This window comes from Sessilibacter sp. MAH3 (genome assembly GCF_054658275.1).
The window spans coordinates 36,009-56,326 of the sequence record NZ_BAAGIE010000020.1 but is presented as its reverse complement, the minus strand read 5'-3'; the positions used below and the strand labels follow the sequence as shown (position 1 = coordinate 56,326).

At 43.9% G+C, this 20,318-nt stretch carries 13 protein-coding genes; 8 read left to right on the top strand and 5 right to left on the bottom strand.

All coding sequences use genetic code 11. The features are described 5' to 3' along the window. Positions 1-663: 663 nt before the first annotated feature. The 3 genes from ACYQ2C_RS12930 to pdsR form a co-directional block, all read right to left on the bottom strand. Complete coding sequence (locus tag ACYQ2C_RS12930; RefSeq protein ID WP_460103164.1) at positions 664-3,120, bottom strand: ExeM/NucH family extracellular endonuclease; 2,457 nt, start codon at positions 3,118-3,120, stop codon at positions 664-666. 533 nt (positions 3,121-3,653) lie between these two features. Then, positions 3,654-5,786 carry an ATP-binding protein gene (locus tag ACYQ2C_RS12925; RefSeq protein ID WP_460103162.1) on the bottom strand — a complete coding sequence of 711 codons (2,133 nt, stop codon included), beginning with the start codon at positions 5,784-5,786 and terminating at the stop codon, positions 3,654-3,656. Positions 5,787-5,798: 12 nt separating this feature from the next. Further along, the gene (pdsR, locus tag ACYQ2C_RS12920; RefSeq protein ID WP_460049392.1) at positions 5,799-6,497 is read right to left on the bottom strand and encodes a proteobacterial dedicated sortase system response regulator; all 699 of its coding nucleotides are present in this window, start codon (positions 6,495-6,497) and stop codon (positions 5,799-5,801) included. A 306-nt stretch (positions 6,498-6,803) separates the two neighbouring features. Between pdsR and ACYQ2C_RS12915 the strand changes: the two genes are divergently transcribed. Then, positions 6,804-7,952: a VIT domain-containing protein gene (locus tag ACYQ2C_RS12915; protein ID WP_460103159.1), complete on the top strand. Its 1,149-nt coding sequence runs from the start codon at positions 6,804-6,806 to the stop codon at positions 7,950-7,952. Between the two features lie 75 nt (positions 7,953-8,027). On the opposite strand, the gene ACYQ2C_RS12910 is transcribed toward ACYQ2C_RS12915, so the two are convergent. Further along, the gene (locus tag ACYQ2C_RS12910) at positions 8,028-9,083 is read right to left on the bottom strand and encodes a DNA-binding protein (RefSeq protein WP_460103157.1); all 1,056 of its coding nucleotides are present in this window, start codon (positions 9,081-9,083) and stop codon (positions 8,028-8,030) included. Between the two features lie 205 nt (positions 9,084-9,288). On the opposite strand from ACYQ2C_RS12910, the gene ACYQ2C_RS12905 reads away from it, so the two are divergent. The 7 genes from ACYQ2C_RS12905 to ACYQ2C_RS12875 all read left to right on the top strand — a co-directional run bounded on the left by ACYQ2C_RS12905 (position 9,289) and on the right by ACYQ2C_RS12875 (position 18,649). After that, positions 9,289-10,296 (top strand): site-specific integrase, encoded by a 1,008-nt coding sequence (locus ACYQ2C_RS12905; protein ID WP_007645343.1) that lies wholly within the window; start codon positions 9,289-9,291, stop codon positions 10,294-10,296. A 157-nt stretch (positions 10,297-10,453) separates the two neighbouring features. Further along, positions 10,454-11,392 carry a chromate resistance protein ChrB domain-containing protein gene (locus ACYQ2C_RS12900; RefSeq protein WP_460103154.1) on the top strand — a complete coding sequence of 313 codons (939 nt, stop codon included), beginning with the start codon at positions 10,454-10,456 and terminating at the stop codon, positions 11,390-11,392. Continuing rightward, positions 11,385-12,752: a chromate efflux transporter gene (chrA, locus tag ACYQ2C_RS12895; protein ID WP_007645338.1), complete on the top strand. Its 1,368-nt coding sequence runs from the start codon at positions 11,385-11,387 to the stop codon at positions 12,750-12,752. The genes ACYQ2C_RS12900 and chrA overlap by 8 nt, the downstream gene beginning before the upstream one ends. Positions 12,753-12,805: 53 nt before the next feature. After that, on the top strand, positions 12,806-13,555 hold the full coding sequence (locus ACYQ2C_RS12890; protein ID WP_007645336.1) for a superoxide dismutase: 750 nt from the start codon (positions 12,806-12,808) through the stop codon (positions 13,553-13,555). A gap of 200 nt (positions 13,556-13,755) precedes the next feature. Then, positions 13,756-16,743 (top strand): Tn3 family transposase, encoded by a 2,988-nt coding sequence (locus ACYQ2C_RS12885; RefSeq protein ID WP_460103151.1) that lies wholly within the window; start codon positions 13,756-13,758, stop codon positions 16,741-16,743. An 80-nt stretch (positions 16,744-16,823) separates the two neighbouring features. Next, positions 16,824-17,963, top strand: a complete 1,140-nt coding sequence (locus tag ACYQ2C_RS12880) for a VWA domain-containing protein (RefSeq protein ID WP_460103149.1) — start codon at positions 16,824-16,826, stop codon at positions 17,961-17,963. Continuing rightward, entirely contained in the window at positions 17,957-18,649 is a 693-nt protein-coding gene (locus ACYQ2C_RS12875; RefSeq protein WP_460049394.1) for a sortase domain-containing protein, read from the top strand. Before ACYQ2C_RS12880 ends, ACYQ2C_RS12875 begins: the two co-directional genes overlap by 7 nt. Here the strand turns inward: ACYQ2C_RS12875 and ACYQ2C_RS12870 are convergent. After that, a complete protein-coding gene (locus ACYQ2C_RS12870; protein WP_460103145.1) occupies positions 18,633-20,267 on the bottom strand; it encodes a methyl-accepting chemotaxis protein in 1,635 nt (544 codons plus the stop codon). The genes ACYQ2C_RS12875 and ACYQ2C_RS12870 overlap by 17 nt on opposite strands. Positions 20,268-20,318 lie beyond the last annotated feature (51 nt).

The window sequence follows — 20,318 nt, the reverse complement described above, 5'->3', positions numbered from 1 at the left end:
TAATATTGCCGATATTTGGTTTATCCATTCCAAAATGATTTTTTATATTGTTTCAATGAATAAAAAATTACTCTGTTAACGCTTTTTTCGCGCACTATTTTAGGGAGTAATTAAAAGCCTACTTAGAAAGTTGACTAATGTTCTAATAAATTACTTATTCATGTTTTAAGATTAATTTATTATTCCATAAAGAAATATAAAGTGTGCTATTTCCTACAATTATTACCAGTGTTGATAACAATAGTATATCGACCTAATTAATTCTTTATCGATTAAAACTGGATGTAAATCAATTGTAAACTCTCGCTGCAAATTTTTGGTGCAGGAAAAATAGACTAAAGTCTAAATAAATTTTTTGATTTTTTTCGGGTTTGAGTGATTTTAAGGGCTATTTTTACCGAAAAAAGCCGTATTTATAAATACACTATTTTTTTGTGGTTTTTAAAATGCTTAGATGAGCGAGTTTTAGGTGAGCCAAAATGGATCAGTGATGTAAAAAGGAAGGCTACCGAATAAATCTCAGCGATTTATCCGGTAGATAGAACTCGATGAAGACACCGGTGATGTCTCCAAAGCATTTATTGCAAGCAGTTTTTTATAATTCGCAACACGTCCTTGTGTCGCCATAAACGCTGAATTAATCCGTATTACTTTTGGTAATTGTTATGGTTGCAGTTGTAGGGTAACAATTACTGGATCGTGGTCAGAGCTGCGATAAGGCCCTACCGCGGTAAAGTCGATAAGATCACCAAGATTTGGGTTGTAGAACGCCAAGGCTCGATCGTAGGTTAATTCAAACAGTTCGACGCTGTTAATTGTCCAATGAGTTAGATCGACAATATCATTAAACGCACTTGGCGAAGCTAATATGTGATCTAATGAGCCGGCCTGATCCGTTCCCGAGAAATAGAACGAAAAACTGTTTGGATCAAAAGTCTCTGCAACGGATATAAATCCGAAGGTATCTGTTACAGGTACTGAATTACCGTTGTTCAACTCGGTATTCACAGCGGTTTGAATGGTGTAGCCACGTGTTTGTGGATCATAGCTCGTTAATATTGCTAAGGCGTCTTCATGAGTATATGTGTTTAGGTCGCCCAGAATAATTTGTCTGGCTGGCAAGGCTAAGGTATTTAATGCATTACCTAGGGCAACTGCTGTTGAAACTCTGAATGCGCCACAACTGCCTTGAATTGTATCTAATTCAGTTGGCGTGTTGTTGTCTTCAAAACAAGTAGAACCTTTAGATTTAAAGTGATTTACAACAACTGCAAATTGCTCGTTAGTTGCAGTGTGCTCAAAAACCTGAACCAAACTGTTGCGCTGACGTACCGTTGATGCACCGTTTTGTTGGGTGGGTAGTTGTATTCCAACCAAATCGCCAACGGGTGTAACAATACTGGGTTTATAAATAACGGCGTTACTGATCGCATCTGTACCGGTAATACTGGTATCGTTGGAACTAGCGAAATCGTATACGTTGGAGCCTAAACGATTATTTAATTCATCGACTAAATGTTTAATAGCGCTGTTATTACCAAAACCATCATTTTCGATTTCAATTAAACCGACTACATCGGCATTAATAGTTGCTAGAGCTTCTACGATGCGAGCTTGTTGGAGTGCAAATTCCTCGGCATTTGCAGCACCGCGATTTTCTGGATAATCAAAAGTAATTCTATTTCCACGTACAACTTCACCGTTAAAGTAATTAAGTACGTTGAAGCTCGCGATAGATACATCACCATTAATGATGTTAGGCGATGGTGTTCGCGTAGAGTTGATCTGGAATGTTTCTTTAGTAGGGTTGATTCTATATTGGCCAAAGGCAAACATTAATGGTCCGGTTGCATTCACAGAGTCGCCTAATCGCGGAGCGTTATCGTAATTCAAGCCATCGAATGTTGGGGTTGAGTAATAACTGATGGTGTCTGGAAATGTAAGACCGTTGTTGTCTTCAACATAAATGATATTTGCGGTGGTATTTGCTACTGCTTGTTGGTATTCGGCACTCAGGGGAATCGCCACGTCACTTGGTGTGCGTTTAATGGCATCGCTTAAAAATATTTCACCAAAACGCGTAAAGTTATCTAGGCTGTAAATGGTAGCGTTGTTAACCGATACAATCATGCCTTCTAGCGATTCGAGATTGATAATACCTTCGAAAGGCAACGGAACATTCACCGACGAAATAACTTCGGTGCTGCCGCCGCAGGTAAGATATTGATTAGGTGTGATTTGGCTATTACCAAAAAATTCGCCCGGCGCTCCAGACACTCGCACCACGGTACCAACCGATATTCCATCAAAAATAGTTGTGGCAATAAATATTGCTTCCGATGTTAAGCTGTTTAAATCGCTATCGGATGGTTCTTCTTGCAGGAAGTAACCGTTATCTCTAATTCCGGTAACAATACCTTCAATAATGACTTCGTCGGTTGTTGTTACGGTAGTGCCCTCGCCTTGCACACTGCTTATAAACGTCGCAGGATCAAAACATGCGCCAATATCAACAACTGGTGGTGGCGTAAAACCACCATCAGCACTGAAGGTACCAACGGGCATTGGACTGGCAGCGGTTAGGTTGCTGAGTTCACCATCCCAGGCATTGGCGCCGCTGAGTGTCCATTGGTTTAAATTAAATTGTCCATTATTAATGCTAGAACCACTAATTCTATAGGCCCAGCCATCCATATAGTCCCATAGTTGACCAGTACCATCGACTAAGGGATCGCCGTAAACATCAATCACAGATCCGTTTTGAAATAATTCAATTGCATCGTCACCGTTAATGTTTCCAACACTTGATTGAAAAATTATGTTGGGCGTAAATCCAAAATAATCATTAAAACCAATAATATCGGACGTGACATAAATATAAGTTCCAGCACTTACAAAGCCGGAATTAAATGTGAATTCTTGTCCATCGGTACCGCCACCGTTATTGGCAGCACCTAAGCCGTAAATCGATAAATCGGGAATATCTTCATTGACATAAATTTCAACGCCTTTAGGTAAACCGCCAACTAAAGGTCCGTCAAAGACACCAGTAATAATCATACTGGCCTGGCTTGATAGGCTGGCCATTAAAATGGGTAACGCAATAGCGAACTTGTTCATACATCTACCTGTATTGATATATAAATAACGAATTAATAAAGATGTGGTTATATGAATATTCAAACAAGCTAAAAGTATATAGAACTAAATTACGAAATGATGATTTATGAAAAAAATAATGGGCTAATGACGTTAATGATTAATGACGTCGAAACCAGTGAATAATTTATGCATTTTTTATTGGTATCTACTGGCAGAAACATCAGTAAAATATTGCTTTAACGGAAACAATTTATTGCTGCATTTAAGATTTTTAGAATTCCAACGATTATGACAAGAGCAGATAGAAAAAGGGTACAAAAAAACGGAAATTATTTAGGATGAAATTAATTAACTGGGAGTTTTAAGCAATAATTAAAAGACAGAGAGATGGTAGAAATTATGGTAGAAGCTACAGAAAAAAACTACACGAGAGACCACAAGAGGTACCACAAGAGAAACTACAGGAGCGCCTCCGATTGGCTCTTCGGATTAAGTTAAAACCGAGCCAGTTACAAAGCTTTCGAATAATATGCAACTATCGTTTTATTAAATCAGCGTCCTTTACAAGGCAGTTCAATTGCAAACTCGACACCTCGATTATTCGATTTATTAGTGGCGTAGACTCTACCGTTATGAAAGTCTACGACTAATTTAACAATAAAAAGTCCCAAACCTAAATGGACCTGAGTTTCTTCGTTGTTTTTAGCCGTTTGTGTTTGCTTATTGGAGCGTAGTGACACCAAGGAGTCGAACAATTGTTCTTTCATGGATTCTGGAAGTAATGGCCCATCGTTAGCAATTACAATCTTTATACGTTGGTGCAAGTATATCGCGCTCAACGTGATTTCGCCTTCTGCTACACAAAAATCCAAAGCGTTATCAATAAGCTTATCTAATGCTTGTACAATTAAATCTGGCGCTCCATTTACAAACACAGCACTATCTAAAAGTGCGTGGTCAATATTTCTTGAAAATCTAAGGCTTTTTGTTTCGGCCAGGGATTGATAGGCATTACTCACATCTTTTAATAAATCTGTGATAGAAAAGCTCTCAAGTTCTGTTCGTGTTATGGTCTCTTCAAGTCGCTTGGCCGATGCCATAGAAGACAGTATATTAGATAATCGTGCGACACCTTGTTGCGAGCGTTCAAGATATTTTCTTTGATCATTATCTAACGCGGTGAGCTCGAGATTATCTAACGAGGTTTTCACCACCGCAATTGGCGTACGCAATTCGTGGGATAACTTGCTGGATAAGGTTTTTAAATAATGGGTGTACTCACCTACTCTACCAATGATTTCTGCGTAACTTCGGTATAATTCACCAATTTCATCTTTAGCTTTTGATACAGGTATTAACGTGTGGACCGAACCTTCGCTATCGATAGATTGATCGACGTAGCGTTTAAGTTTGCGAATACGGTAGCTTAACCAGCTGGCATACACTAATAACGCAAAACCGGAAATTAACGTGGCTAGAGATGTATAAATAAATAAACTTGAGACGGCATTTGCGGTGAGAAACCACCAAGACGCTGTGGTCTGTTCTAGGACTACGGCACCAAATATCTGTTGTGTCTCATCCGCCAGTGGCACAGCCATGCGAATAAGCTGATTGCTGGCGTCGTACCGATACCAATTTCCGAGCATGTTACCGTTTAATATTGCCGCTTGAGTCTCGGGAGTATCTATAAATCCTTGAGTGTATCGTGAATAATAGGCGGGATATGATCGAGTATTCAATGCAAGACGCAATAACCAAAAAAATGGTGGCGTTTGTTGATTTAAAGACTCATCACTGATGTCTAACCGATTTATATCTCCCAAAATCCAACCTTGTTGGTTTGTTAATAGCACACGAGTATTTTCATGGGTAAAACCGTTTAAAAAGGCGTTCATAGACACTATTTGTGTCTGAATTTTTGGAATCTCAAGTTTTTTTGGATTTGATGCGTCAGATATAGGCATGAAATTCCCCAATGGGGTGCCAGTTTTCGGAACAAACGCTATACCGAAGTTATCACCCATTAATTGTTGAGGAATTTGCAACTCAACTTGAATATCACTTTGATATTCTCGTAAAAAACCTTTGATTCTAAATTCTTGAAAAATTTTTCCGTCGCGTTCATACACGACCTGTAATTGACCCGGTGCGCTGGTTCTTAATACGTAGCTGATGTTCGTTTCTTCAGAGCCTAATATTAAACGAAAATAATCACCCGACGCAGGAAAGCTGAATTGTGGATTGTGATAACTAAACTGCGTGGTATTTACGGTAGCGAAAATATAATAAAAATTTTGAGATTTGACTGACTTAACACCAATTTTTTGCTGAGTTTCTACATTGATGAAATTGTGATAATCGACGTTTAGAGCCTGCCAATCGTCTTCATAGCCGTCTAAATTTAAGTCCGATTGAATATCATGAAAATATATGTTTTTGCCACCTAAATAGGTTTGTTCACCGGCAAATAAATTGGTGTTGGTATTATTGGTAGTTTTAATAAACTCTTGCAATCCCAAATCATTGTGAACTCGATCCGTAATAGCTTGAGCTGTAGACAGTATGGATTGTTGCTGAGAAAGCTTGATAATGGCTTCCATTTCTCGAACGTACAAAAAACCCGCCAGCGGTAGTATTAATAAAAATAAGCTAATTAAAAATAGTTGTTTTCTAAGTTTCATTATTTAAGCAGATTACTTCTCTTCCCACCGATAACCCATACCATAAGCTGTTTGTATGGAAGAAAATTCTGGATCATATTTTTGAAATTTTTTGCGAATACGTTTGATGTGGGAAGTAATGGTATTGTCATCCAACACGACGTTTGCTGCATCCATCAATTGTTGTCGATTTTTAACGTGACCCGGATTTTTTGCCAAACTATGAACTATCCATAATTCAGTAATTGTCAAATCAATCAGATGATCTTGCCAGCGTGCAATTAATCTATCCATATCGATAGAAAGATTTCCGCGTTGAATTATGGCGTTAGAGCTATTAGCCGAAGACTCTTTCATGGCGTCAAGACGGCGAAATAAAGCGACGATTCTAGCCAGCATGTGAGGTTGGGAAATGTCTTTGGTTAAATAATCGTCAGCTCCTAGGCGTAAACCTGAAACTATATCAAAGTCGCTGTCGCGCGCGCTTAAAAACATGATTGGTAAGGTTGGTGCCATAGTTCTTAAGCTACGGCAAAGGTCAAAACCGCCTTCTATTTCATCACCCAAGCCGACATCGATTATCGCCAAATCAGGCAGGCGGCTATTAAAGGCGTTCAGTGCACTGGGACGATCATGATAAAGGGAAACCTTATAACCTTGACGTGTTAAAGCATCGCGGTAGTTTTCGGCGATGGCGATTTCATCTTCAACAATGGCGATATGACGTGCCATGAAATGCTCCCTATGTGCTAATTAGCCAATAAACACTGATAAAAGCTATTATTTTGATGGTTTTATCGCCGCGCAGTCTATCACGGATAGCGTATTTTGCTAACCACAGAGCTTTCTCAAAGTCACGGTTATTCGAGTGCAATTTTATTGTGAGTTCGATGCAATAGAACCACTCGCTCTTAATTGAAAAGCGCTAACAAGTTATTGCCACAATTTGCCATATTTGATCACTATAAAGTCATTTTTGCAGCCCTTCATTAAGAGAATAGATCGCTTAAATACAACCTAAAAATTGAGGGAGTATTTATGATTAGTTTTCTGTTATTGAACGTTGTTCGTCTTATTTGTTGGTTTATCTACCGTTGCTTGCAAAAACATAAAAGCGCAACACTGATATCATCAAAATTAATAGCTATTAATATGGCTTTGAACGACTACCCTCCTCTTGGTTACAAGCCCAAAAAGTTTCCGAAACATATGCTGCTCGATCACAAGCCGAGAAAACGAAAGCGTGACTTATTCTTAAAATTATTTTTGCTAATTATTTTTATTACACTGACGTCGATATTTTTTGCGAAAGTTGCTCGGGCGGCAATACCAGAGCAATATCAAGAGTCACCTCAGTTGTTGTTCAAAAACGACAGCAATGGATTTCAAACTTCTGTGCATCTAAAAACCGAAGTCAATACCAGAATTACCGGTTTAGTGGGCACAACAACCGTTCGACAAACGTTTAAAAACGAATCGAGTAACTGGCAAGAAGGATTGTATGTATTCCCCTTGCCAGAAGATTCAGCCGTGACAGATTTAGCCATATTCACAAACGATCGAAAAATCGTCGCCGAGATACATGAAAAAATTGAAGCACGACACAAATATGAAGTTGCCAAAAAAGAAGGTAAAAAAGCGGCCTTATTGGAGCAACAAAAACCCAATCTATTTGTGCAGGCTGTAAGTAATATTCCGCCCGATGAAACCATTGATGTTGAGATTACTTTTTATCAAATTATACCCTTTAGAAATGGCGAGTTTGAATATCGACTACCTACTACCATGACGCCTCGCTACAGTCCTCGGCAAAATGGTACGCCTACTAATTTAGAGGTTGATACAAAGGTAAACTTAGAAAAAGGCGCAGGAGCGAATCTACCGCAAGTATTTAGTTTCGAAAATCATGATTTTATTCCAACCCCAAGATTTTCTACTCAATTAGAAAATCCCATGAAGTTTAGTATTGAAATTGAAGCCGGTTTAAATTTGTCAGATATCGAAGCACTTTTTCATGAAATCGAAATAGAGCGTATGCAGTCAATTTATAAAATCACTGCAAAAGATGAATGGATTCCTATGAATCGAGATCTTGTATTAACGTGGAAACCGCAAATCACCGATACACCACAGGCGGCATTCGTGACCGATATTGTAAACAACGAGAATTTGAGGTCCGGCCGGTAAAAGCGTTGGAATTAGCCACTTTGCAAATAAGACATTGATTCATTTAGCTTTTCTGACAAGGGCTGGATAAAATCCTTACCGAGATAGCGAATCCTGAAGCTGCTTAAACTGTCCCTGAATCACCGCTTTTTCCTGAAGAATCAACCTGTTCTCATCGGACAGAGCTTCCACTCTATTCTGAGAGACTATCAGATCCGTTTTAGTGGCCTCCAATGCTTGGGATAGTACGGCCACTTGCTTATCGGCATCTGCTTTCTGGCTGGTAAGTGCGGCAATATTATCCGCCAGTTGTTCACTTTTATGTTGCTGCTCCCGGCTTTTTGCCGAGGCGTCGTTAAGTCGATTCTCCAAGTTCTCGATATCGACCACTTGTCTATCCAAGGTGCTTTTGTTCATCGCATTGGCCTGTTCGAGCTCATGCGTTTGTCGTTGTAAGTGCGCATTAGTGTCTATCAGTTCGGACGCGCTTGACTCGGCTTGGATGAGCCGGTGTTGCAGGTCTTGAATCTGGTCTTTCAGGCCCTGGTTAACCACGTGGAATTGCTCGCGTTCCTGCTGCCGATCTTCGGCGGTGCGTTGCTGGTAGTGTTCAAAGTGATCACGAATATCCTTATTTTCCTGCTTGAGTTCTGCAACGCTTTCCTTTAATTCAGCAGTTCGTGAAAGGGCTTCGTCGCGTTGAGCCTCTGCCGTTGCTAGCTTAATGCGTACATCTTCCAGGGACTTGCTTTGCAGGGCTTTTGCTTCGGTAATTTGCAATAGCTGGGCGTTCAGATCCTGTTGGCGGTCGGTAAGCTGCGCGATGCTGTTACGGGCCTCAGTCAATTCTTTCCGGAGTTGATCATTCGATGCCTTGAATTCGTCGCGGGATTGCGCGATGCGCTGGTCGGCCATCTGCTGAACCCGTTCATGTAAGGCTTTTACTACCTCGACGAGATCATTCGGCAACCCGCTCACATCGACCACCTCCCCATTATCTGACCGCCAGCGCTTGAGTAGTGGTGCAATGGTGCTTTTGCTGCCGGTTCCCAAATGCTCGCGGACACGATCTACGGTAGGCTCCTGGTTCTGGATTTTGATAGCCTCTGCGGCTTTCGAGACATCGTAGTAAGTGATTCCGGCGCGAGCCATGACAGTTTCCCTCGGTGATTATTTAGTAACGTATTACATAGCACGTAATATAACATAATATATTGACTTTTATGCAGCCAATAAAAATTAAATAGTAACCTTCGATAATGAATGTTATCGTTGGTTATGAGTGAGAAATGAAAAATTGATGTTTGTAACACCAGTACATTGGTGCCTTCCAGCGACCCACAGAAAAGGGATAACCATGGATAACTACACACCCAAACTCACATCGGATTCGCCATTGCGTAGTGAGCAATCAGTTTTGCCGTCGCTGGCAGAATCCGACTCACTGCGCCACTATCTGCAAGCGGCGACCTCCAATAACACGCGAACAGCCTACCGTTCAGCGATTCGGCAGTTCGAAAAATGGGGCGGGCGGTTGCCCACGGATCGGGATACCCTGGTGCGTTACCTGGTGGCCAAGGCCGATGTGCTGAATAGCCGGACTCTCGCCCTTCACCTCACGGCCGTTAGCCAATGGCACCACTACCAAGGGTTGACTGACCCGGTTCGTGATCCGCTGGTATGTAAAACCATGGAGGGCATTCGCCGCACCCATGGACAGCCCAAGCGCAAGGCCAAGGCGTTGCGCTTGGAGCACATCGCCCAACTAGTAAATTACTTGCGGCACTTACCGGACAACAAAAAGAAATACCGGGATATTGCCTTGGTACTCACCGGGTTCTTCGGCGCCTTGCGTCGCAGTGAGCTGGTTGCTCTTCAGGTCAATGATCTGGTTTGGGAGCCGGAGGGGCTACTCATCCGGTTGCCGCGCTCCAAGACCGACCAGCAAGGCATGGGTTTAATGCGAGCTTTACCTTACGGAAAGGCCGCTTGTTGTCCGGCTACCGCCGTGAAAACTTGGTTAGATGCAGCGGGCATCACCAACGGTCCGGTGTTTCGTCCCACCAACCGCTGGGATCACATTCAGGAAAAAGCGCTGGCTCCAGGTGCGGTCAATGCTTTGCTCAAAACGCTGGGGCAAGCCTGTGAGTTTGATTTTGTGCCTGAACTCAGTAGCCACAGTTTCCGTAGAGGGTTATCCACATCGGCAGCGCGTGAGCGAGTGGATTTTGAGTTGATCAAGAAACAAGGCGGCTGGAAGAGCGATGCCACCGTCTGGGAGTATATCGAGGAAGGCCAGCAGCTCAGCAATAATGCGTCAATTATCTTAATGGAGAAGATGGCAACCCTGATGGATGCTGAATGATTCGGTCAACATTCGGGGCAGAATCAATGTATCGGGCCAAACCCAAATACCAAAGCTGGTAATGTTACCGCCACGATCATGGATCATTCTGGCCGCTTTACACCATCGATAAAATATTGTAGATTTTCCTACCTTTGTGTAACTAGATCTACAATATATGAAATGGGTATTACTGATCTTATCCCTGCCCACCCAAAACGCGACAGTGCGTATGCGGGTATGGCGAACCCTCAAGTCCTCCGGTGCAGCAGTATTGCGTGACGGCGTTTATCTGCTTCCCCATCAACCAGAACATCAGCAATTGTTCGATGGCTTGCTGCAAGAAGTAGAGGCAAGTGAAGGCTCAGCTTATGTGCTCCTGGTCGATACCGAAGATGCTGGCCAATTCAGCGGCCTGTTTGATCGTCAGGATGATTACGCCCATCTTTTACACGAGCTGCCCCCAATAAAAGAATTGGCCAGTAGTTCCCTGCAAGAAGCAACCAGACAGCTGCGTAAACTGCGCAAAAACTTCACCGCTATCGCCGCAACGGATTTTTTCCCCGGTGAAGCGCAGGCACAAACCCAGCAGGCGCTGCAACAGCTTGAACTTCAGCTCAATCGCCAGTTATCGCCCAACGAACCCCATGAGCACACCGGTGAAATCCCACGGTTGGATATCAGCCTCTATCGCGGGCGGTTATGGGCAACCCGTCAACGTCCCTGGGTGGATCGCCTTGCCTGTGCCTGGCTAATCCGCCGTTTTATCGATCCGGAGGCTCGCTTTGTGTGGTTGCAAGCACCGAAGGATTGTCCCGCCGATGCGCTGGGCTTTGATTTTGACGGAGCCAGTTTCACTCACCTGAATGGCAAGGTCACTTTTGAGGTTCTGCTTGACAGTTTTAGGCTCGATCACCCCGGCTTAACGCGCTTGGGGGCCTTGGTGCATTTTCTGGACGTAGGGGGTATCCAGCCCAGTGAAGCCAGTGGGCTGGAGCAAATCCTGTGGGGATTGCGCAACAGTATTCATGACGACGATCAACTCATCGCCACGGCTAATGGTGTCTTCGATGCCTTACTGGCTGCTTTTACAGATAAGGAAACACACCATGAGTAACACCACCGAATTAATAGCTCACCAGCCGGTTGAAGCGCCTGCGCCGGTCAGTTTTTGGGAAGCCTTCCGTTTCTGGTTAAAGCTCGGGTTTGTCAGCTTTGGTGGCCCGGCAGGCCAAATAGCCATCATGCACCAGGAGCTGGTGGAGCGCCGGCGCTGGATCAGCGAAAAACGGTTTTTGCATGCGCTCAATTACTGCATGGTGTTGCCTGGTCCGGAGGCGCAACAACTTGCCACTTACATTGGCTGGTTAATGCATCGTACCTGGGGCGGTATAGTGGCGGGTGTGCTGTTTTTGTTGCCATCACTCTTCATTTTGATTGGACTCTCGTGGGTATATATCGCTTACGGCGACGTAAGTTGGGTAGCCGGTTTGTTCTACGGTATCAAACCGGCGGTGACTGCCATCGTCGTGCATGCCGCCCATCGCATTGGTTCACGCGCGTTGAAAAATAATGTGATGTGGGCGATTGCTGCCGCCGCGTTTGTGGCCATTTTTGCACTCAATATCCCATTCCCTTACATCGTGATTGCAGCGGCACTGATTGGTTATTTGGGTGGGCGGTTTCTACCTGACTACTTCAACAGCGGCGGTGGCCATGGCAAGGCTGATAAATCCTTCGGCACCGCGTTATTCGATGATCACACACCCACGCCCGCGCACGCCATGTTCCGCTGGTCGCGTTTCAGCATGATCTTGATCTCCGGTGCATTACTCTGGGCTGTTCCGCTGTTTGCACTTTGGAGTTATTTCGGTTGGGATCACACACTGACACAAATGGCCTGGTTCTTTACCAAAGCGGCACTACTCACTTTCGGTGGTGCCTATGCGGTATTGCCCTATGTTTATCAGGGTGCGGTCGGCCACTATGGTTGGCTCACGCCCACGCAAATGATCGATGGCCTCGCGCTCGGTGAAACCACACCAGGGCCGCTGATTATGGTGGTGGCCTTTGTCGGTTTTATTGGGGGATATGTACAAGCCGTATTTGGCACCGACATGGTATTTCTCGCGGGCGCAGTAGCCGCCACCATTGTCACCTGGTTTACCTTCTTGCCCTCGTTTATTTTTATTTTTGCGGGTGCCCCCTTTATTGAAACGACGCACAATGATTTGAAATTCACTGCGCCACTCACGGCCATCACGGCGGCGGTGGTAGGTGTGATCTTGAATCTCGCCCTGTTTTTCTGTTACCACATTTTGTGGCCAGAAGGCTTTGATGGGCGGTTTGAATGGATATCAGCGGTAATTGCTGTTGCAGCGGGTATCGCATTATTTCGTTACAAAATGAATGTGATGAAGGTGATTGGCATGTCGGCGCTTGTTGGGCTTGCGGTGTCGTTAATGGGGATTAATTAAGTCATCTTTCGATCTGCTCGAACTCATTGCTTACACTTAACGGAGGAAAACCAATGAATGATTTTAACCAAAACAAACGTGATTTCCTGGCTACCAGTGCGACCGCTGCCGCAGGGTTGCTTATTGCATCGGCATCAAATGTTAGCGCAGCTGAATCGTCGTCTCAGGCAGCACCTAAAGGAGCAAATTGGATGATCACCGAAATAAAACCAAAACCTTTATCCTTCAATGCCGCAAAATTAAAAGGCCTTTCTGCCAATTTGATCGAGTCGCATTGGACTAACAATTACAGCGGTTCGGTAAAAACATTGAATGCGGTGAATGATCAGTTGAGTCAGGCACTCGCAAACCCCGACACGCCAGCGTTTCTCTACAATGATCTCAAGCGGGAGCATTTGATTCGCACAGGCTCGGTCATTTTGCACGAATTATATTTTGATAACCTGGGCGGTAATGGCAAAGCCGATGGTGAATTACGCTCAGCTTTCGCCAAACAATTTGGTACTTTTGATCGCTGGGAAACCGAATTCCGCAAAATCGCTCAAGGCTTGGGCGGTGGTTCCGGGTGGGTTGTTCTGGGGTATAACACGCATTTCAATAAGCTGGAAAATTATTGGATGGGTGATCACGCACATTTCCCGGTAGGCACAGTTCCGTTGTTGGTCATGGATATGTATGAACATTCTTATCACATGGACTTTGGCGCGGCTGCCGGTAAATATATTGATGCTTTTTTCAATAATATTAATTGGGATGAGGTTGCTCATCGGCTCCAAGCCACTCACACGAAGACAACATCCTAAAAACGCTATTGGTATGCTTTCTCTTAGGGGGCATACCATTCGCTTCGGCGCAACCAATCAAGGACACGGACGTTATTGATCCGGCGCTGAGTGACGTGTGACTAAATTAAGAGAAAACCAAATGGCGACCAGAAACCTGCAACTAGCCCACCTGCGAAAACTGTCCCAACTGAAACTGCCATTAACAAAGTAGCGGATCGATGGCGGCCATTTACCAGACAGCCTATCCGCGGATCAAGTCAGATATCACGCATGTCGAGTTAGGGGATGTCTACACACCGACACCGGAAGAGCAGCAGTTTGCTGTGAAACATTGCAAACGGGCGAGCACTTCCTTTCTGGGATTACTAATCCAGTTAAAGACGACCCAACGATTAGGCAGATTTGTCACATTGGGTGAAATTCCAAACGTCATCATCGCACACATCAAAAGCCAGTGTCGTTCAAGAGCATCATTCAAGGATCTTCAAACCTATTACGTGTCAGGGGCAAAGGATCGTCATGTAAAACTGATTCGACGTTGTCTCGATATAAAACCCTACGATGCAGCCAAGACCTCCGGATTAACAAAGAGTTGGGCGCAAGAGGCGGCAACAACTAAAGAAGCCCTGCCGGATATCATCAATGTCACGTTGGAATACTTGGTCAAGGAGCGATACGAGTTGCCAGCGTTCAGCGTGCTTGAGCGAATCTGCCAAACAGCCAGAGCGGAAGTCAACACCCGGTATTACGGTCAACTGTGTGAATTTTTGACGGCTGAAAGTCGCCAGTGCATCACGGATATTCTCCGTTCCAGCACCGGGCCGAATGGTTTTGGCTGGAGCACGCTGAAAAATGAACCGAAACGCCCAACTCCTCGCAATATCCATGTGTACATCCACTACCTGGAATGGCTGACCTCCCTGCAAACACTACTGCCTGCGGATTTGGGGTTGCCACCGGTGAAACACCAGCAGTTTATCGACGAGGCCAAGGCCCTGGATTACGCCGAATTGATGAAGCTAAAGCTGAACAAGCGACTCGCTCTGGTCATCGTTTTAATCCGGCACCAATACGCACGAACCCTGGATAATGCCGCCGATATTTTTATCAAACTGCTGTTAAAAATGGATCGCTCGGCGCAGAAACTGTTGGAGAAATACCTTGCAGACCATCAAAAGCAAACTGATCATTTGATTTCTGTGCTGACTGGAACGGTCAAGGTTTATTTGGATAAACCCGAATCGGTGTCAGCTTTTGATCCTGTCCTGGGAAAGAACAGCGATCAGTTGCTGCAAATGTGTGAACACTACATGGCGTTCGCGGGTAACAACTACTTGCCGTTCATGGTTCAACTCTACAAAAAGCAGCGATCAACGTTGTTTCGCACGATTGAAATACTCAATCTGGCTTCGTCCACGGAAGACAAGGATCTGCTGAATGCATTTCAATTTATTTTGAAATACAAACAACGGCGCGCCGAGTTCCTGTCCATTCAAAGTGATCCAAACGATCCATCCTCCAAAAATGTCATCAACATTCGCTGGATTCGCGAAAGCTGGTGGAAACTGGTCACAGGAAAATCGACTAAATCAGCGCAAGTCACCGAGGTCAATAAAACCTGTTTTGAGCTGTGTGTGTTTGAACGGATCGCCGAAGAACTGAGTACCGGTGACTTGTTCATTCCCTACAGTGAAACCTTCGATGATTACCGGGAGCAAATGATCACCTGGGAAGAATACGAGGCGCAGCTGCCTACCTATTGCGAGGAGGTAGGACTTATCGCCGGTGATACTGAATTTGCAAGAACACTGAAGGAGTCCATGGAGGCGAGCTGCCAGAAAGCTGATAGCCAATTTCCAGAGGATGAACTGGTCCGTATAGAAAACGGGAACCTGATTATCGGTAAACCAAAACCGGATCAACCTTCGCCAGAGGTCGAAGAAATTGGAGCGCTCTTGCGCGATCGCTTGGACAAGATCAACCTGCTCGATGTAATCATTAATGTCGAAAAATGGTTGAACTTGAACAAACATTTTGGCCCGTTGTCGGGTTTCGAGTCACGTATCAGCGACCCGGTGTTACGTTTTGTTCTGACGGTGTTTTGTTACGGCACCAATATTGGCCCTACCGAAACCGTGCGATCCGTGCAGGGTGTGTCGCGCAAGCAAGTTGCATGGCTTAACTTAAAGCGCACTACGGAAGCCCGTCTCGATAAAGCGATTGCTAAGATCAACAGCGAGTACAAGAAATACCGGCTCATTGAGTGTTGGGGTTCGGGCAACAGTGTGTCCGCTGATGGCAAGCTCTGGGATCTCTACGAAGATAATTTACTATCGGAATACCATATTCGTTACGGCAGCTATGGCGGCATTGCCTATTACCACGTCTCAGATACCTACATTGCGTTGTTCAGCCGGTTTATCCCCTGTGGTGTCTACGAGGCGATTTATATCCTGGACGGTCTGCTCAACGACGAATCAGATTTTAATCCAGACACCGTTCACGGGGATACGCAGGCGCAATCAACACCGGTATTTGGCCTGGCGTACCTACTGGGCATCAAGCTCATGCCGCGTATCCGAAATATCAAAGATCTCAGCTTCTACAAGCCTGACCGCGCTATGGTGCTTAAGCATATTCAGTCCTTGTTCAAAGAGCCTATCAAGTGGGACCTTATTGAAAAGCACTATGCGGATATGATGCGAACAGCTATGTCCGTTAAAGCAGGAAAAATTACCGCCTCGACAATCCTGCGCCGGTTCGGCACCAAGAACCGGAAAAACAAGCTGTATTTTGCGTTCCGCGAACTCGGGCGAGTGGTCAGAACTATGTTCCTTTTGGAATACATCACCGATGTTGATCTACGCAAAACGATCCAGGCAGCGACCTGTAAGAGTGAGGAGTTCAACGAGTTTGCACGTTGGTTGTTTTTTGCGAATGCCGGAAAAATTCCCGCTAACCTAAAGCATGAGCAAAGCAAAATCGTGAAATACAATCATTTGCTGGCGAACTTCACAATCCTATACAACGTGAACGCGATGACGGAAGTGTTTAACCAGTTGAAGTCGGAGGGCCACAATATCACCCGCGACCTCATGGCCGCATTCTCGCCGTACCATACCGAGCACTTGGGCAGATTGGGAAGCTTTGAGCTGGATTTGACCAAGCAGGTTAAACCAATGTCATTTGAGTTGCTGGTTGATTAAATCTTTATTATTCAGTTAGTTATACTCGAAGTGGCTAATTCCAACACTTTTACCGGCCGGACCTCAATTTTGGTTTATTGATGCTAGTTCCACCTTCAGAAATAGTCGAAACAATTCCCAGATCGGTAAGCTTTATAATTGATACGTCTGGCTCAATGGGTGGAGCATCGATTAATCAAGCTAAAAATGCGCTCAATCTCGCACTATCTCGTCTTAAACCTACGGATAAATTTAATATAATTGAATTCAATTCTGTCACTCGTGCCTTGTATTCACATCCTGTATTTGCGGATTCGCGCAACATTCAACAATCGATTCAATTTGTTTCTACCTTAGATGCGAATGGCGGTACTGAAATGAGACCGGCTTTAGAAGTTGCTCTTAACGCAACCAGTGAGGAAAAGTATTTACGGCAAATTGTGTTTATTACCGATGGCGCGGTAACCAATGAGCAGGAGTTATTAAAGTTAATTTACGAACGCTTAGATCAAGCACGTTTATTTACGGTAGCCATTGGTTCTGCTCCAAATGGTTATTTTATGAAAAAATCCGCTAAATTTGGTCGAGGTAGTTACGTTCACATTGGAGATATTACACAGGTTAACACGCAAATGCAGAAGCTTTTTAAAAAATTAGAAAGCGCGGCTTTACAAAACATTCAGATAAACTGGCCAGATCATGTTGAAGTTTGGCCACAAAAAATTACCGATTTATACAAAGATGAGCCTTTAGTTGTGGCAATTAAAAGTACTAAACAAGGAGTTTTAAGTGCCGAGAATGTAGACGTACACGGATATTTTTCAGATGGAACTCTATGGCAATCACAAATTATATTGGACTTTAACCGAAATAAGCCAAAGCGTACGGGTATCGATAAACTTTGGGCAAAAGAAAAAGTTGAAGACTTAATGGATCAAATAATTGTCGGGAAACCCGAGGCAACCATAAAGCCTGAGGTTATTGAGTTAGGTCTTAAACATAATTTGGTAACCGCCTATACCAGTCTGCTTGCTATTGAGACCGAAATTTCTCGCCCGGTCGCAGCCCCTTTGTACACATCTGCGGTACCACTCGATACACCTGCTGGTCTTAAATTGACACAGGTACCTCAAACGGATACTAGAACTAATTTGTTTATATTGCTCGGCCTTATTTTAAGTATCACAAGCTTACTATTACGAAACTTTAATCGCAAAAATTCAGAGGTTCTCTCATGTTAACCATGTTGTCATCGAGAAACAGAATAATTAGAGGTCTTTCTCTATTGGTATTTTTTGCGAGTATTTTTATGTTTGTCTCTGCGGGTTGGATACAGATTAAGGCTTACACCGCACAATTATTACTGAATAATGCCTGGAGTCGTACTCTGGAAAATACAGCAATAAATCGAAAGGAATATTTTTTTAAACCTTGGTCCTGGGCCGATACTTGGCCCGTCGCTCGAATGACAGTTCCGAAATTGAATATTGATTATCTTATTTTAGAAGGAATGCATGGACAGTCGTTGGCCTTTGGTCCAGGACGAGTAACCAACCAAGAGGTATTTGGTGAAAATCTACCTGTGGTATCTAGCCATGTAAGCGTTAATCACTCTATCCCATTACCTAATCACAGTAGAATTATCGCAGGGCATAAAGACACGCATTTTAAATTTTTAGAACATTTAATAATTGGTGATATCGTTCGAATACAAAATGATCAGGGATCTTGGACTGAGTATACGGTTAGTAACACCGAGGTTTCTGTACCGGTTGATGGCCGAATTCCAATTTCCGATTCGAAAAATGAAATATCTTTAATCACCTGTTATCCGTTTACACCTACAGTTTTACCTTCGGATAAACGCTATATCGTGACGCTGTCACCGGCACAGAAAGAGGTTATTTCTATCAACGACTTAATTTAAATTGCCCTACGAGTTGTCGTAAGCGACTGCTTAACTCTGCCAACTCACGGGTGGTATCGGCGGTTTTTTCTATACCAAAATGTGATTGATTAGAGTAGTTAGCCATCAAGCTAATACTTTGATCAATTTCTTGTACCGCTGCTGATTGCTCTTCGGCGGCACTGGCAATTTGTAAATTTAAATCTGAAATAGAATTAATCGACGCAACTATGGATGATAACGATTGCCCAGCAGCGGCAGCTTTTTCTACTGTAATGGCCGTGGTTTTTTCTCCGTTGTCCATGGTGATTACGGCTTTTTCACTGCCATTTTGCAAGGATTCAATCATAGATCGAATTTCTTCAGTTGAGCTTTGAGTTCTTGCCGCTAAAGTTCTAACTTCATCGGCAACAACCGCAAATCCTCTGCCCTGCTCACCCGCACGAGCGGCTTCAATCGCTGCGTTTAACGCAAGTAAGTTGGTCTGTTCGGCAATTCCGCGAATGACCTCCAATACGGATGAGATAGCTTGGCTGTCGGTATTGACGTTTTTAATAACCATCGCGGCTTGCTGAACTTCTTCCGCGAGATTATTTACCGATGCTTTTGCTTGCTCGACAACGCCTTGACCCATCTCGGCTTCGCGATTGGCTTCCTGCGCAGAAGATGCTGCACCTTCTGCATTTCGAGCAATTTCAGAGACGGTTTGCACCAATTCCATTATAGCCTGCACGGCGGTCTCTGATTGTTTCTGTTGTTTATCTAACACCTCTTTACTGTTTTGCATATTGTAGTCGAGCTCCTTCGAGGAGGTCTCAACCATGGCTGTGGCATGGGCAACTTCAGCGAGCGTATTATCAATTTTTATTACGATGGCATTGAAGTTCTTAGCCATTTCGGCAAGTTCGTCATTACCATTTACATCTAATCTTCTTGTTAGATCACCGTCGCCTTCGGCAATATCTTTAAGAGCTCTTGAGGTTAATTGCAAAGGTAGAGAAATGGAGCGACTGATATAAATTGAAAAGGATAAAACTATGACAATTATTATCGCACTGATTACAATTTGGGTTGGCGCCTCGTTCCAAAATGCAGTTTCGATATCGGTGGTGTAAACTCCAGAACCTACAATCCATTGCCATGGCTGAAATCCGATGACATAACCGATTTTACCTACAATTTCTTGAGAACCAATGGCGGGCCACATGTAAGACACCGATCCAGCTCCTTGCTCTTTCACCACACGATCCATTTCAACGAACAGATTTTTACCAGCCGAATCTTTTATTTCGGATAAATTCTGGCCAATAAGCTCGGATTTAATGGGATGCATAACCATCTTTAGATTCATGTCTTGAATCCAAAAATAATTACCATCTTGGTAGCGCAATGCACCTACGGCCTCTTTCGCTTGTTCTTGTGCTTGCTGGCGAGATAAGGTGCCTTGTTGTTCCAGTTTGTAATAGCGCTCTAAAATACTGTGCGCTGTAGATACCACGTTTTCTGTACTTGCTGTGCGGCTGTGGTAGAGAGTTTCTTTCAAAGTAGAAAGCCCATCAAACATTAATACCACAAGGCCAAGCGCTACCAGCGCCGATTGCAGTATCATTCTATTTTGAATAGATAAATTTCTTATCATTATTCTCTCTCGCTCATCTACTTGTCACGTTGAATAATTCAATGTTACTTA